Origin of the sequence: Bacillus cereus (genome assembly GCF_015071065.1) — a bacterium.
Lineage (GTDB): Bacteria > Bacillota > Bacilli > Bacillales > Bacillaceae_G > Bacillus_A > Bacillus_A cereus_BA.
On the sequence record NZ_VOVA01000033.1, the window covers coordinates 1 to 15373 of the forward strand.

Here is a 15373-nt window from a genome sequence, read left to right on the forward strand (position 1 = left end):
TTTATATTACACCCCTAAACTCTAATCGTCAATATGTTTTTCTAAAAAAATATAAAAAGACTTATTCCTTTTAAAATAAGCCTTTTTATCCTACAACATTCTATTCATTTATTATTTTTCTATAATTGGTAATGAAACGATGAACTGAACGATCCCGTCCTCATACTCAGCTCGAATACTACCACCTTGCAACTCAACAATACTTTTCGCAATAGCTAATCCGAGCCCCGAACCTTCTGTTACTCTACTTCTAGATTGATCTTTCTTATAAAACCGTTCAAACAAGTTCCCTAACTCTTCTCTCGTAAACTCTTCACTATGATTTGCAATAACGATTTGTATATCCCTGCGCTGTCTTTGCAGAGAAACCTTTATCTCTCCGTCATCTTTACTATACTTAATCGCATTCATTAGCAAGTTGTCGAATACACGGACCATCTTTTCCGAGTCAATCATTGCATGCGCACGTTCCTCAGGAAATTTCTTAACAAATGAAAGCCCATGCTCTTCTGCCTGCGGTACTAACTCTTCTATTAATTGATCAAGCAACTCATTTACACACACTTCTTGTTTTTCTAATACAACTTGTTCATTCGTTAACTTCGTATACTCAAATAAATCTTCTATTAAATTCCTTAACTGCTCCGACTTCGCAAAAGCAATTCTTGTATACTCATCATATTGTTCTTTGTTTTCATATTTAGAATCTCTAAGTAATCGTAAGTACCCCATAATAGAAGTAAGTGGTGTACGCAAATCATGAGATACATTTGTAATAAGTTCATTTTTTTGTTTCTCAAGTTTACGCTCCTTCTCAATGTTATACATGAGCTCTTCTGCCATATTGTTAATATTCTCAGTTAAAGCAGCGATTTCATCTTCACCTTTCTTCTCAATACGATAAGCCAAGTTTCCTTTTTCTATTTCTTTCACACCTTCTGCCATCGCTTCGATCTGCTTCATCTTTCTCTTTGTTATATAGAAGAAAGAGAAAATGAATACAAGGACACCTATTAAAAATGGAAACGGTCCTTCTTGTGTATCATATATTACTTCACCTTCCGGAATCCCACTAACAAACATGTACAAATTCTTCCCTTCAATTGTAATAGGTGCAAAAGCTATAAATTCTTTTCTCGTACTTTCAAACTCATTTCTATCATTTGCATAATTAATCGCAAATGACGCTGCATTACGAATCGTATTATGCAAGTCTATTTGCTCCTCTTGTGCTTGCTTCGTTTTATATAAAACTTTACCACTTTCGTCAGTAACTAATATTTTTAAAGCTCTAGATCCTTGTTCTAAAATTTGGTTCTCCATTTCGATCATATTTGATATAGCTTCTAATTTATTTTCATGAACCGAGCTATTTGCAGCACTTTGAGCTTGTTGGTTAATTTGCTCCATACCTGCCCGATAATCGATAGTCGCTTCACGATTCGCATTCTCAAAAAATGGCGCTGCTGCTTTCGATGATAAAACTCCTAATAACGCACAAGCTGCAAAAGTAGTAATCAGTTGAATTCTTATACTCTGCTTAACGCTCTTCACTAGTTTCCCAACTAATCTTCTAGCTTCCCTAATATAAGTAAATGGATTAAATATCTTTTTCAATCTTATACCCCACTCCCCATACTGTTTTTATATATCTCGGCTTCCTTGGATTCTCCTCAATCTTTTCACGTACTTTTCGAATATGTACCATTACAGTATTATCAGACTGGAAAGATCTTTCGTTCCAAACTTTTTCATAAATTTGCTCAGCGCTAAAGACCATACCGGGATTACGAGCTAGCAATTCTAAAATTGAAAATTCCCTCGGAGTTAGTTTCACTTCTTCTCCCTCTACAATGACTTTATGAGTTGAAATGTTTATTGCCATATCCCCAATTTCTAACTCGTCCTCATTTTGAATAGCAAAACCATTCATTTTCATATAACGACGTAGCTGCGATTTAATTCTTGCGATTAACTCTAACGGATTAAATGGTTTCGTTACGTAATCATCTGCACCTGTTGTTAATCCTAAAATTTTATCCATATCTTGCGTTTTTGCCGAAAGCATAATAATCGGCATTTCCTTCGCTTCTCTTACTTTCATACACATATGAATACCATCTACTTTCGGCATCATAATATCCAATACAACTAAATGCACTTCATTTTCTTCTAATATAAGTAACCCTTCTTCTCCGTCCCCTGCCTGCAGTACTTTATATCCTTCATTCTTTAAATATATTGTAATAAGGTTCCTAATTTCTTTTTCATCATCTACAACAAGTATTGTTTCTCCTGCCACAATATCTCCCCCATCATTTTTTAATCCCCTAACTTCTATTATAAGAAAACTTCTGAAGAAAAACGTTCGGAAATCCTTAAGATTTTCTGAAGACGCAAAAAAGGTCTAGACTCCCCTTGAGTCTAGACCTTTCAAAAAACCCCTTTTATTTACGAACGTAGATGAAATATAGTACGAATAAAACTCCCATAACATACATAATTGGATGAATCTCTTTACGACGACCACTCACAACCATTGTAATTGGATAGAAGATAAATCCAATCGCGATTCCTGTTGCTATACTATACGTAAGTGGCATAGAGATGATTGTAAAGAACGCTGGTACTGCAATCTCGAATTTCTTCCAATCAATTTCTCCTAAAGACGAAACCATCAAGATTCCTACAATAATTAAAGCTGGTGCCGTTACAGCTGGTGTCACAACACTTAATAGTGGCGAGAAGAAAAGTGCCAGTAAGAAGAATCCTGCTGTTACAACTGCTGTAAATCCAGAACGTCCTCCTGCCGCTACCCCCGCAGACGATTCAATGTAAGACGTCGTAGTAGATGTACCTAGAATTGCACCAATTACAGTTGCAATCGCATCTGCAAATAATGCTTTTCCTGCACGTGGTAATTTATTGTTCTTCATTAATCCAGCTTGATTCGCAACCGCTACAAGCGTACCTGCTGTATCAAAGAAATCAATAAAGAAGAACGTTATAATAACAATCCCCATTTGAACAGTGAAAATATCCCCGAAGTGCGTTAACGCAACACCGAACGTTGGTTCTAGACTCGGTATTGCTCCCACTACCGCTTTCGGAGTATCAATTAATCCTGTTGCCACTCCTAAGATTGCCGTAAGAATCATACCGTAGAATACTGCACCATTTATTTTCTTAATCATGAAGATGATTGTAATAACAACTCCGAAGATCGCTAGTAACGTTGTGCCCTTTGTTAAATCCCCCAATCCAACAAGAACAGCATCATTTTTCACGATAATTCCGGCATTTTGGAATCCAAGGAAGGCAATGAATAATCCGATACCCGCCGCTACCGCAAACTTTAACTCTACTGGAATTGCATTAATGATTTTTTCACGAATACCTGAAGCAGTAAGAATAATAAAGATAATACCTGACATTAATGTTCCAGCAATCGCCGTTTGCCACGGAATTCCCATCGTTAACACCGCTGTATAAGCAAAGAACGCGTTTATTCCCATACCTGGCGCTAAAGCAATCGGATACTTCGCAAATATCCCCATAATTAACGAACCAATCGCCGCTGCTAATGCTGTAGCAACGAATACTGCACCTGGATCCATTCCTGTACCTGCCGGTAATCCTTTAACATTTCCAAGCGACAGCGTAGCAGGATTGACAAATAGTACGTAAGCCATAGATAGAAATGTCGTTAACCCTGCTATGAACTCAGTCTTATAATTTGTACCGAGCTCATCAAACTGAAAATAGCGTTTCATCCTACGTTTCCCCCGTTATATGATTACTCGCCGCATTTCACCCTAGCCCTCTTTTATCTATAAAAATAAAAAAGGCTCCCATTGCATATACATGGAAGCGTTCTATAAACAAAGACAAGTTTCCCCTCATCTTTATCAAAACGCCTCGTAGTCAAGCCATTTACGGTAGCTAGGTAGAAACTTTCGGGCCATATCCCCGATATTATACGACGGCATAATATTCACTTTTTGTTTGAATTACATACTCATATTAACTCGATGAGGTGGTTTTGTCAATTTAAAAACGAACATTTTTACAAACTTTTATAATTTCGTTCGTATAATCCCTTAAAAACAAAAAGATCCATCTATAAATGATAGATGGATCTTTTATTATAATACTATTCCCATTCAATAGTTGCTGGTGGCTTACTCGTTATATCATACACGATACGGTTAACGTGTTTTACTTCGTTTACGATACGTACAGAGATTTTCTCTAATACGTCCCAAGGGATACGTGCCCAGTCAGCTGTCATACCGTCGATAGATGTTACTGCACGGATACCTACTGTGTAATCGTAAGTACGCTCGTCACCCATAACACCTACACTACGCATACCAGGAAGCGCAGTGAAATATTGCCAAACTTCACGTTCTAATCCTGCTTTTTGGATTTCTTCACGTAAAATCGCATCAGATTCACGAACGATTTCTAATTTCTCTTCTGTAATTTCACCTAATACACGAATACCAAGTCCTGGACCTGGGAACGGTTGACGCCATACGATTTCATCAGGAATTCCTAGTTCTGATCCTAATACACGTACTTCATCTTTAAATAAAGTGTTTAAAGGCTCAATTAATTTGAACTGCATGTCTTCTGGAAGTCCACCAACGTTATGGTGAGATTTAATTGTTTGTGCAGTTGCTGTACCACTTTCAACGATGTCCGTGTAAAGTGTACCTTGCGCTAGGAAGTCCATTCCTTGTAATTTAGAAGCTTCATCATCAAATACGTAAATGAATTCATTACCGATGATTTTACGTTTTTGCTCTGGATCTTCTACACCTTTTAACTTGTTCATGAAGCGCTCTTGTGCATCCACTTTAATAACGTTCATATGGAAGCCTTCGCTAAATGTTTTCATAACACCTTCTGCTTCATCTTTACGAAGTAAACCGTGGTCAACGAAAATACATGTTAATTGGTCACCAATCGCCTTATGAATTAATACTGCTACAACAGAAGAGTCTACACCGCCACTAAGTGCGCATAATACTTTTTTGTCTCCAACAGTTTCACGGATTTTCTCTAATTCTACTTCGATAAAGTTCTCCATGTTCCATCCTTCAGAACAACCACATACGCCGAATACGAAGTTTTTAATTAAATCGTTACCGTGCTCAGAGTGACGTACTTCTGGGTGGAATTGTACACCGTATAAGTTTTCCGCTTCATTGCTCATACCAGCAATTGGACAAGACTCACTTGTTGCATCTACTACGAATCCTTCAGGTAAACCAGTTACTAAGTCACCATGGCTCATCCATACAACTTGCTCTTCTGGAAGGTTCGCATATAATTTTGATTCGTTCTCTACTTTAAGAACAGCTTTTCCGTACTCACGGTGGTTGGCACGTTCTACTTTACCACCGAAGTGTTGCGTCATAAGCTGCATACCGTAACAGATACCGAAAATCGGTAATCCTAGTTCAAAGATTTTTTCATCACAATGTAATGCACCTTCACCGTATACACTATTTGGTCCACCAGAGAAAATAATCCCTTTTGGATTCATTGCTTTAATTTCTTCTGCAGTAATTGTATGCGGATGAAGTTCACTGTATACACCGAACTCACGAATTCGACGTGCTATTAACTGATTGTACTGACTCCCAAAATCTAAAACGATAATTGTATCATGCTGCTTCTTCAAAATAATCACCCCAACGTTAGTTCTCGTATATAAATATTTTCACCAATTTGGCGAAAAGCATTACCAATATAATAAAAAAAGCCAGTCCTCCGCCTCTAGTCTCATAACAAAGAAAAGGCAGGGGTCTGGCTTTATAAAGAAAGATAGTCTCCGCTCTTTATAAATATAAGACACACTGCCTTCATAGTCAGGTTGTTTACGGTAACCCGGTAGAGACTCTCAAACCATATCATTGAGGATATATGAAGGATCGTTTTATATTATCTTCCTAGATTCTAACAATGAAGTGTCAGTATGGTCAAGAGAGAAAGCGACAAAATTCTACAGAAATTAATTTCCTTCTCTCAAAAACACAAAAAAAACATCCACTTCTATATAGAAGTGGATGTTTTTCGGGCAAACGGAATTACATCATTCCGCCCATACCGCCCATGCCCATGCCGCCCATGTCAGGCATTCCAGCAGAACCAGCTGGTTCTGGCTTGTCAGCAACTACAGCTTCAGTTGTTAAGAACATAGCTGCAACAGATGCTGCGTTTTGAAGTGCAGAACGAGTTACTTTAGCTGGATCTACGATACCAGACTCAAGCATGTTAACCCATTCGCCAGTAGCTGCGTTGAAACCAACGCCTACTTTTTCGCCTTTTAGACGCTCTACAACTACAGATCCTTCTAGACCAGCGTTGATTGCGATTTGACGAACTGGCTCTTCTAGTGCGCGAAGTACGATGTTGATACCTGTTGCTTCGTCGCCTTCAGCTACGATAGAAGCTACTTTCGTGTATACGTTCATAAGTGAAGTACCACCACCTGCAACGATACCCTCTTCTACTGCTGCACGAGTTGAGTTAAGTGCATCTTCAATGCGAAGTTTGCGCTCTTTCAACTCAGTTTCAGTTGCTGCACCTACTTTAATTACCGCTACGCCGCCCGCAAGTTTCGCAAGACGCTCTTGTAATTTTTCACGATCGAATTCAGAAGTTGTTTCTTCTAATTGCGCACGGATTTGACCGATGCGAGCTCCGATTTGTTCTGTGTTTCCAATACCTTCAACTACAGTTGTGTTTTCTTTCGTTACAACGATTTTACCAGCGCGTCCTAAAGATGCAACTGTAGCAGATTTTAAGTCACGTCCTAATTCTTCAGTGATTACTTCGCCACCAGTTAAGATTGCGATATCTTCTAGCATGGCTTTACGACGGTCACCAAATCCAGGAGCTTTAACAGCTACTACATTGAATGTACCACGAAGTTTGTTCACTACTAATGTAGCTAAAGCTTCGCCTTCTACATCTTCAGCAATGATAAGAAGTGGTTTACCTTGTTGTACCACTTGCTCTAATACTGGTAAGATTTCTTGAATGTTAGAAATCTTCTTGTCAGTAATTAAGATATATGGGTTATCAAGAACCGCTTCCATTTTGTCAGAATCAGTAATCATGTAAGGAGATGCATATCCACGATCAAATTGCATACCTTCTACTACGTCTAATTCTGTTGTGAATCCTTTAGATTCTTCTAAAGTAATAACGCCGTCGTTACCAACGCGCTCCATTGCTTCAGCGATTAATTGACCTACTTCTTCGTCAGCCGAAGAAATAGCAGCTACTTGTGCGATAGAAGATTTACCTTCGATTGGTTTAGAGATCGCTTTTAATTCTTCAATTGCAGCAGTAACAGCTTTTTCGATACCTTTACGAAGACCCATTGGGTTTGCACCAGCTGTTACGTTTTTAAGACCTTCACGAATCATAGCTTGTGCTAATACAGTTGCAGTTGTCGTTCCGTCACCAGCTACATCATTTGTTTTGCTAGCAACTTCTGCTACTAATTTTGCACCCATGTTTTCGAATGCATCTTCTAATTCGATTTCTTTTGCGATTGTTACACCGTCATTTGTAATAAGTGGTGAACCAAATTTTTTCTCAAGTACAACGTTACGACCTTTTGGTCCAAGCGTTACTTTTACTGCGTTTGCAAGAGTGTCGACACCGCGAAGCATCGAACGACGTGCTTCTTCACTAAATTTAATATCTTTTGCCATAATAATTGACCCCCTTGGATTTTTAAAATGTATATAATTAACCGATAATTGCTAAAATGTCACTTTCACGTAAAATCAAGTAGTCTGTACCTTCGTATTTCACTTCAGTACCTGCATATTTTGAGAAGATGATAAGATCACCTGCTGCTACCTCTAAAGCAACACGCTCACCATTTTCAAGCACTCGGCCAGTACCTACTGCAATAACTTTACCCTCTTGTGGTTTTTCTTTTGCAGTGTCTGGTAATACAATACCACTTGCTGTTTTTTCTTCTGCTTGAACAAGTTCAATTACAACGCGATCACCTAATGGCTTTAGCATGAACAATAACCTCCTCATTTTCTTATGTAAATTTTATTTATTAGCACTCAAGTCACCCGAGTGCTAACACACTTCTAATAATAAATAATCTCAATTTCTTTTGCAAGTAAAAAAATCATAATTTTTTCGCAAATTACCTTATAAACGTTTCTATATAGAATTGCTGCACCTTCTAATGCCTTTACTATATGAATCGTTGTTTCTACTTCTCATATGTTACAATATGAAAGACACCCTAAGTTGTTTTCGCTATACATACAACTTTTTCCTGTCTCCTATTCCATTTTCAAATATAGATTTACAAAAAAATAATAATACGGATGAACGTTTATATCACAGGTAGGATATGTACATGTTATCCTATCTTACCTCATACACTAGAGTTAGAAAGGATGGTTAAACCATTTGAAAAAACAATATTGGTGGATTATCGTTACATACATTTTGATGCAGTTATCAGGGATTGCTGGATTACCGCTCCTCCTGAAAACTGGACTATATGATAATAAGGGATTTACTAGAGAGGAAAAATTTCAGCTCATAACTGGCCATTGGGCAATCATTAGCTTCTTTATTGCATTATGTATCGTACTTTGGTTACTCAGAACAGACATTCGTGACAGGCATTTAGATAAAATGCGCTCTTCTGTTCCAGCTACAGTTGGTTGGATTTTTATCGGGTTCTTCTTAGCACTTTTCTCACAAAGCATTGCAGGTATGATTGAAATGCGTTTATTAGGGATTACACCTGGCTCTGAGAATACAGCAAGACTTATGGACATCGCTAGAACGACACCTTGGTTCCTTATTGTTATATCTATAATAGGCCCTATTCTAGAAGAAATCGTATTTAGAAAAATTTTATTTGGTACACTTTATAAGAAGTTTAACTTCTTTATTGCAGCTATCATTAGTTCGCTTGTATTCGCAGCGATTCATTTTGATTTTACTCACTTATTGGTATACACTTCTATGGGGCTCGTATTTGCCTTTTTATATGTAAAAACGAAGCGTATTATCGTACCTATTGCAGCCCATGTTGCAATGAATACATTAGTTGCAGTCGCTCAAGTTGTAGTAAGCAATGAGCAAATTCAAGAAATGATTAAAGAAGCTGAAAAAATGCAAGGCTTTATCGGAGGATTTTTAATATGAGAAACTCACCATTGTTCATGGCTGCATTGTACTTCCTTCTTGGATGTATCTTTACACGCTTCGCTATTACGAACGTGACAGATACAATCTGGAATATGTGGACAATACTTTTTGCAGTTATGGCAACAATTGATTTTAATTTGGCACTTCGCCTAATATTAGTCAAATTCACAAAGAAAAAACAATAATAAAACGCAGAGGTCGCTTCCTCTGCGTTTTATTGTGGATAATTTTTCAAAAAGTAAACAAGTGTTTGTAACTCTACAGCTAAATCAATATGATGAATTCTAATGTTCTCTGACACATTTAATCGTGCTGGTGTGAAATTCAAAATACCATGCACATTCGTTTCAGCTAATCTATCTGCCACAGCTTGCGCTACTGTAGCGGGTACTGTTAATATTGCCACTTGTATATCATTTGATAATCTTTCTTCTAATTCATCTAAATGATATACAGGAATGCCCCCGATTTCTGTTCCAACTTTCTCTTCACTAACGTCAAACGCCATTTCAATTTTTGTATTATTGTTTTTCGTGAAATTATAATGTAAGAAAGCGGTCCCTAAATTACCTACTCCAATAAGTGCTACACGTGTTATATCATCTTGATCGAGTGTTTCGCGGAAAAATGATAATAAATAATTTACGTTATATCCATACCCTTTTTTCCCTAACGCTCCAAAGTATGAGAAATCTCTTCGAATAGTTGCGGAATCAACCTTTACCGCTTCACTCAATTCGGCTGATGAAACACGTTGCTTACCAGAAAGAGATAAGTTTTGGATAAATCGATAGTATAGAGGCAATCTTTTGGCAGTGGCCTGTGGAATTTTTTGCTGATCCATATAACCTCTCCTCTCTTCCTATCTTTATTCATATACTTGAATCGAATACAGAAGTTTAGTACTTATGAATTTCCCTGTATAATAAAGAGAAGAAGTATTCTCTCTTTATTTTAAACTATACACTATTTTTAGTATGATTGAGAAATATAAACATGGCAAAGTTAAGAAATTATTTGAGGTGAAAACATTGATTTTATTACAAGTAAACGGGCTTTCGAAATTATACGGTGCCGAAACGATTCTTGCAAATATAAAATTGGAAGTGCAAACGAAAGATCGTATCGCATTAGTCGGACGGAATGGTGCCGGAAAATCTACATTATTAAAAATTATCGCCGGTGAGTTATCTCATGATGGTGGTGAAATTATAAAGCCGAAAGATGTCTCAATGGGATATTTAGCTCAAAATACCGGATTAGAAACGTCTTTAACAATTTGGGATGAAATGTTAACCGTCTTTACACACTTGCAGCAGATGGAGACAAAACTTCGAAGGCTAGAGCAAGAGATGGGAAAAGAAGAAAACTTTTCAAATGCGGCTATATACGAGAAATTATTAGCTGATTATGACCAATTACAATTAGATTATAAAGATCAAGGCGGCTATCAGTACGAAGCGGATATACGCTCGATTTTAAGCGGTCTTGGCTTCCCAGTTGAAACACATCGGACGACAATTTCTACATTAAGTGGTGGACAAAAGACTCGATTAGCTCTTGGGAAATTATTATTAACTAGACCAGACTTACTTATTTTAGACGAACCTACAAACCATTTGGACATTGAGACACTAACATGGCTTGAACAATATTTACAAGGCTATCCTGGCGCGATTTTAATCGTTTCCCATGACCGTTATTTCTTAGATAAACTCGTTACACAAGTATACGAAATTTCTAATAAGGAAAGCCGACGATTTGTTGGTAACTACAGTAAATATTTAGACTTAAAATCAGCTCTATACGAGCAAGAGATGAAGCGTTATGAAAAACAACAAGATGAAATTACTAAACTGGAAGACTTTGTGCAAAAAAATATAGCTCGCGCATCTACGACAAAACGTGCTCAAAGTCGCCGTAAACAATTAGACAGAATGGAATTATTAACTAGACCATTAGGCGATTCTAAATCAGCTTCCTTCCACTTTGATATTGAAAAACAAAGTGGAAATGATGTTTTACAAGTGAAAGATGCAACTATTGGCTATGACCAGGACCCGATTATTGAACATGTAAATATGCGCTTAACTCGCGGTGACAGTGTTGCCTTAGTTGGGCCGAACGGAATTGGAAAATCTACATTATTAAAATCCATTGTGAATAAGTTACAGCTATTACACGGAGATGTTGCTTTCGGATCAAATGTATCTGTTGGTTATTATGATCAAGAACAAGCCAACTTAACATCTTCGAAGCGAGTTTTAAATGAACTATGGGATGAATATCCCCTGCAACCTGAAAAAGAAATCCGCACTATACTCGGCAACTTTTTATTCACAGGGGATGATGTACTAAAACCAGTATCTTCTCTTAGTGGTGGACAAAAGGCTCGAGTAGCTCTTGCAAAACTTATGATGCAAAAATCCAATTTATTAATTCTTGATGAGCCAACGAACCATCTTGATTTAAATAGTAAAGAGATTTTGGAGAATGCTTTAATTGATTACCCAGGTACTCTTCTATTCGTCTCTCATGACCGCTACTTTATTAATCGCGTAACGACAACCGTTGTTGAGTTATCAACAGAAGGTGCGCAAGAATATTTAGGTGATTACGATTATTACGTTGAAAAGAAAAATGAAATGATTGAACGTGCGGAACTAGAGCAAGAAGATGAAGTACCTGTTCAAAAAGTGGTGGCACAAGAAAAATTAAATTATCTCGAAGAAAAAGAACGCAAACAGTTAGAGCGTCAACGTACTCGAAAAATTGAAGAACTGGAACAAAATATCGTAGACTTAGAAGAAGAAATTGCTACTTTAGAAGACCAGCTTTGCTTACCAGAAATATATGCAGATTATGAAAAGGCTAGTGAAATTACAACTAAAAAACAAACACTGCAAGAACAGCTTGAAGCTTGTATGGCAGAATGGGAAGAACTGCATATATAAGAGAATTTAAAAGAGGAGGATGTCTCATAAGTCGGGCTTTTTGACGAGATGACCTCCTTTTTATTTTCTGCTTTGGAATCAATACCATAGTAAATGAAATTATATAAACGATTCGACAAGGATTGACAATAGTAGCACGTTGTATAGCAAGAGGAGGATGTTTCAAAATGTTTTTTGGACATCTCCTTGTTTTTTATTTCCCAAAAAAGAATTTCTTCAAAGGTCAGACTTCATCTACGTTATCCACAAGGTTATACACATATCCACCTTTACAATATAAACTTCCAAGTAACTTTTCCACATTATCCACAATCAAGAAAAAAGTTATACACATTTTATGTACACAAAAAAAACCATATTATCAACAGATAACATGGTTTTTATCCACAAGTTGTGGTTAATTTTGTGTATAACTATGCTTCAATATCTAATCCAGGATTTGCATTTAAAGCTAATGTAGCGCGTTTTCCTTGTTCGTATGCAATTGTACCTGCAGCTGCAATCATCGCTGCATTATCTGTGCATAAAGATAGAGGAGGAATAATTAGCTCTATATTTTCTTTTTGTGCAAATTCTACTTCTAAACGTGCACGAAGCCCTTTATTAGCAGCTACTCCACCAGCAAGAAGCACTTGTTTTACATTATAAGCATCTGCTGCACGAGACGCTTTCGTTACAAGTACATCTATTACACTTTCTTGGAAACTTGCTGCTAAATCTTCTGGTGCAATTTCTATACCGCGTTGTTTTGCGTTATGCACAGTGTTGATAACTGCTGATTTCAATCCACTAAAGCTGAAATCATACGAATCAGGTTCTAACCACGCACGAGGCAAATCAATTGTTGGTTTTCCTTCATGCGCAAGGCGATCAATATGAGGACCACCTGGATAAGGCATTGATAATGTACGAGCTACTTTATCATAAGCTTCTCCTGCCGCATCATCTCGCGTTTCACCAATCACTTCAAATGAACCATGTTCTTTCATATAAACAAGCTCCGTATGCCCACCGGATACAACAAGCGATAATAACGGAAATTGTACTTCTTTTACTAAACGGTTCGCATAAATATGACCAGCAATATGATGAACACCAACTAGAGGGATATCATGAGCAAAAGCCACAGCTTTCGCTGCATTTACACCTATTAAAAGTGCTCCAACTAAACCTGGGCCTTCTGTTACAGCAATTGCATCAATATCATCAAAAGTGATATTCGCTTCTTTTAAAGCTTCTTCTAACACAACTGTGATTTCTTCTACATGATGACGGGATGCAATCTCTGGTACAACTCCGCCAAAACGCTTATGACTTTCAATTTGTGATGCGACGACATTTGCAATGATTTCCGTTCCATTTTTAACAACTGCTACAGCTGTTTCATCACAGCTTGTTTCAATACCAAGTATAATCGTATTTTTTTCCATTATATATTCACCCACATTACAAGACCATCTTCCTGATTGTCTGCATAGTATCGTTTACGAATCCCACCATTTTGAAATCCGTATTTTCTGTACAACTGCTTTGCTACTTCATTTGACACGCGTACTTCAAGTGTCATTGTTTTTACTCCTAATCCTTTCGCTTCGGAAATGACTTCTTTCAATAAGACATCCCCTAGCTTTTGACCTCTGTATTCTGGCAGGATAGCTATATTTGTTATATGTGATTCATCAAGAATTATCCACAATCCACAATATCCAATTACGAGACCATCTTTTTCTAGCACGACATAATGTGCATGTTCATTCACCTCTAATTCACGGTGAAAGGCATCTGCAGTCCAAGGGGTTGAAAAAGATGCTTCTTCAATAGCTACAATTTGAGCAATATCATCGAGTGCCATCTTTCTAAATATCATATCCATCTTCTGTAGGCCCCTATTGTTTTTGACTTTCTAACCATTTTGTTTCAGCTTCAGCTAAACGAAGATAGCTAGGAACAAACGTATGCACGTCTTGTTCTTCTTTTTGTAATCCTAAAAATGCTAATTCACTTGGTCTTGGGTTATTCTTAGTGAACGGAGCAAATACAGCTTGATCACCTAAATATTCTACAATTGTTTCTTTATGCAATTTAACATCGTTACCAATAAATAAAACAGGCTGTTCTTTATCTTTTAACATTTGCAACCAGTCAACAATAAGAATAATTCGGTCTTCTTCTATTGAAGTTATACGCTCTCCTTCATATGTATATAACCCCGTGTAAATTTGACCACGTCGGCCATCAAATAAAGGACAAATTAGTCCATTAAAATTAGTACCATTTGCAGCCACCACTTCTAAACTTGATACACCTACAATTGGTATTTGAAGTGACCAAGCTAATGTTTTTGCAGCTGTCACACCTATACGAACACCTGTATATGATCCTGGTCCAGCAGCTACAACAATTTTAGTCAATTCTTTCGGCTTTACACCGCATTCTTTTAACAGTTTCTCTACAGCTGGCATAAGACGTACAGAATGGTTTTTTGTTAAATTTGTAATGATTTCCCCAATCACGTTCCCTTCCTCAATAAGGGATACACCCATTACGTAATTTGAAGTATCAATTGCTAGTACTTTCATCTTGTAATAGCTCCTCACATAATCTAATATAGCGATTTCCAATTGGCTCGAGTACAATTTTTCTTGTATCATCTCCAGCATGGAATAAACTAATTTGCAACTTCTCATTCGGTAAATATGCTTCTATTAAATGGGCCCATTCTACTACTGTAATCCCTTCACCATAGAAATACTCATCAAATCCTAAATCTTCTTCACTTTCCGCTAAACGATACACATCCATATGATATAGCGGTAACCTTCCTTTATATTCTTTAATAATATTGAAGGTAGGACTATTTACGACTCTTTTCACTCCAAGACCTTTTGCTAGTCCTTTTGTAAAAGTCGTCTTGCCAGCTCCAAGATCACCTTCTAAAATAATTACATCTTGTGCCTTTACAAGTCCCCCTAATTTTTCTGATAATCGCTGGGTTTCTTCGGAAGATTTTGTTGTTATTTCATATTTACTCACAGACTTCACCTACTTTACTCACAATGTTCTCTGCTCTTTATTATACAGGTTTTAAATATATAAAAAAGTCCTTAGGAGTTTTCCTAAGGATAGTTTGACTGTCTTTATTAGTTTTTTGTTAAAACAAATAAAAAAATACGAAACAACTTGTTTCGTTCTTTTCTTTATAT

14 protein-coding genes and 2 riboswitches are annotated in these 15373 nt (G+C 37.0%); of the genes, 3 read left to right on the forward strand and 11 right to left on the reverse strand.

Annotated elements, in window-relative coordinates:
* Positions 1-111: 111 nt before the first annotated feature.
* From FT637_RS28215 to groES, 6 genes are all read right to left on the reverse strand, one after another.
* Complete coding sequence (locus FT637_RS28215; protein WP_193649067.1) at positions 112-1617, reverse strand: ATP-binding protein; 1506 nt, start codon at positions 1615-1617, stop codon at positions 112-114.
* On the reverse strand, positions 1601-2302 hold the full coding sequence (locus FT637_RS28220) for a response regulator transcription factor (protein ID WP_193649068.1): 702 nt from the start codon (positions 2300-2302) through the stop codon (positions 1601-1603). Before FT637_RS28220 ends, FT637_RS28215 begins: the two co-directional genes overlap by 17 nt.
* A 145-nt stretch (positions 2303-2447) precedes the next feature.
* Positions 2448-3773: an NCS2 family permease gene (locus FT637_RS28225; RefSeq protein ID WP_193649069.1), complete on the reverse strand. Its 1326-nt coding sequence runs from the start codon at positions 3771-3773 to the stop codon at positions 2448-2450.
* A 128-nt stretch (positions 3774-3901) separates the two neighbouring features.
* Positions 3902-4003: riboswitch (purine riboswitch) on the reverse strand.
* A gap of 150 nt (positions 4004-4153) precedes the next feature.
* Positions 4154-5692, reverse strand: coding sequence for a glutamine-hydrolyzing GMP synthase (gene guaA, locus FT637_RS28230; RefSeq protein ID WP_227494002.1), 1539 nt, complete (start codon positions 5690-5692; stop codon positions 4154-4156).
* Between the two features lie 164 nt (positions 5693-5856).
* A riboswitch (purine riboswitch) is annotated at positions 5857-5958 on the reverse strand.
* A 140-nt stretch (positions 5959-6098) separates the two neighbouring features.
* Positions 6099-7736 (reverse strand): chaperonin GroEL, encoded by a 1638-nt coding sequence (groL, locus tag FT637_RS28235; RefSeq protein ID WP_193649070.1) that lies wholly within the window; start codon positions 7734-7736, stop codon positions 6099-6101.
* 37 nt (positions 7737-7773) lie between these two features.
* Entirely contained in the window at positions 7774-8058 is a 285-nt protein-coding gene (groES, locus tag FT637_RS28240) for a co-chaperone GroES (protein ID WP_000917305.1), read from the reverse strand.
* A gap of 405 nt (positions 8059-8463) precedes the next feature.
* Here groES and FT637_RS28245 point away from each other — a divergent pair, with 405 nt between their 5' ends.
* Positions 8464-9213, forward strand: a complete 750-nt coding sequence (locus tag FT637_RS28245) for a CPBP family intramembrane glutamic endopeptidase (protein ID WP_193649071.1) — start codon at positions 8464-8466, stop codon at positions 9211-9213.
* Complete coding sequence (locus tag FT637_RS28250) at positions 9210-9401, forward strand: YdiK family protein (RefSeq protein WP_001246201.1); 192 nt, start codon at positions 9210-9212, stop codon at positions 9399-9401. Before FT637_RS28245 ends, FT637_RS28250 begins: the two co-directional genes overlap by 4 nt.
* A 29-nt stretch (positions 9402-9430) precedes the next feature.
* Here FT637_RS28250 and FT637_RS28255 read toward each other — a convergent pair whose 3' ends face one another.
* Complete coding sequence (locus FT637_RS28255; protein WP_098295090.1) at positions 9431-10060, reverse strand: redox-sensing transcriptional repressor Rex; 630 nt, start codon at positions 10058-10060, stop codon at positions 9431-9433.
* 187 nt (positions 10061-10247) lie between these two features.
* Here FT637_RS28255 and FT637_RS28260 point away from each other — a divergent pair, with 187 nt between their 5' ends.
* On the forward strand, positions 10248-12170 hold the full coding sequence (locus FT637_RS28260; protein ID WP_227494003.1) for an ABC-F family ATP-binding cassette domain-containing protein: 1923 nt from the start codon (positions 10248-10250) through the stop codon (positions 12168-12170).
* A 413-nt stretch (positions 12171-12583) separates the two neighbouring features.
* Here FT637_RS28260 and tsaD read toward each other — a convergent pair whose 3' ends face one another.
* The 4 genes from tsaD to tsaE are packed head-to-tail and all read right to left on the reverse strand — an operon-like array spanning position 12584 to position 15203.
* A complete protein-coding gene (tsaD, locus tag FT637_RS28265; protein WP_105588127.1) occupies positions 12584-13600 on the reverse strand; it encodes a tRNA (adenosine(37)-N6)-threonylcarbamoyltransferase complex transferase subunit TsaD in 1017 nt (338 codons plus the stop codon).
* Positions 13600-14043 (reverse strand): ribosomal protein S18-alanine N-acetyltransferase, encoded by a 444-nt coding sequence (rimI, locus tag FT637_RS28270; RefSeq protein WP_193649073.1) that lies wholly within the window; start codon positions 14041-14043, stop codon positions 13600-13602. Before rimI ends, tsaD begins: the two co-directional genes overlap by 1 nt.
* A gap of 13 nt (positions 14044-14056) precedes the next feature.
* Positions 14057-14749 (reverse strand): tRNA (adenosine(37)-N6)-threonylcarbamoyltransferase complex dimerization subunit type 1 TsaB, encoded by a 693-nt coding sequence (tsaB, locus tag FT637_RS28275; protein ID WP_002124827.1) that lies wholly within the window; start codon positions 14747-14749, stop codon positions 14057-14059.
* Positions 14730-15203, reverse strand: a complete 474-nt coding sequence (tsaE, locus tag FT637_RS28280; RefSeq protein ID WP_002113433.1) for a tRNA (adenosine(37)-N6)-threonylcarbamoyltransferase complex ATPase subunit type 1 TsaE — start codon at positions 15201-15203, stop codon at positions 14730-14732. The genes tsaB and tsaE overlap by 20 nt, the downstream gene beginning before the upstream one ends.
* Between the last annotated feature and the right edge of the window lie 170 nt (positions 15204-15373).

What these genes read in the sequence shown, in the direction of transcription:
- groES (WP_000917305.1), bottom strand. Translation starts at nt 8,058, where the DNA reads ATGCTAAAGCCATTAGGTGATCGCGTTGTAATTGAACTTGTTCAAGCA.
- FT637_RS28255 (WP_098295090.1), bottom strand. Translation starts at nt 10,060, where the DNA reads ATGGATCAGCAAAAAATTCCACAGGCCACTGCCAAAAGATTGCCTCTA.
- groL (WP_193649070.1), bottom strand. Translation starts at nt 7,736, where the DNA reads ATGGCAAAAGATATTAAATTTAGTGAAGAAGCACGTCGTTCGATGCTT.
- tsaB (WP_002124827.1), bottom strand. Translation starts at nt 14,749, where the DNA reads ATGAAAGTACTAGCAATTGATACTTCAAATTACGTAATGGGTGTATCC.
- FT637_RS28225 (WP_193649069.1), bottom strand. Translation starts at nt 3,773, where the DNA reads ATGAAACGCTATTTTCAGTTTGATGAGCTCGGTACAAATTATAAGACT.
- tsaD (WP_105588127.1), bottom strand. Translation starts at nt 13,600, where the DNA reads ATGGAAAAAAATACGATTATACTTGGTATTGAAACAAGCTGTGATGAA.
- FT637_RS28250 (WP_001246201.1), top strand. Translation starts at nt 9,210, where the DNA reads ATGAGAAACTCACCATTGTTCATGGCTGCATTGTACTTCCTTCTTGGA.
- rimI (WP_193649073.1), bottom strand. Translation starts at nt 14,043, where the DNA reads ATGGATATGATATTTAGAAAGATGGCACTCGATGATATTGCTCAAATT.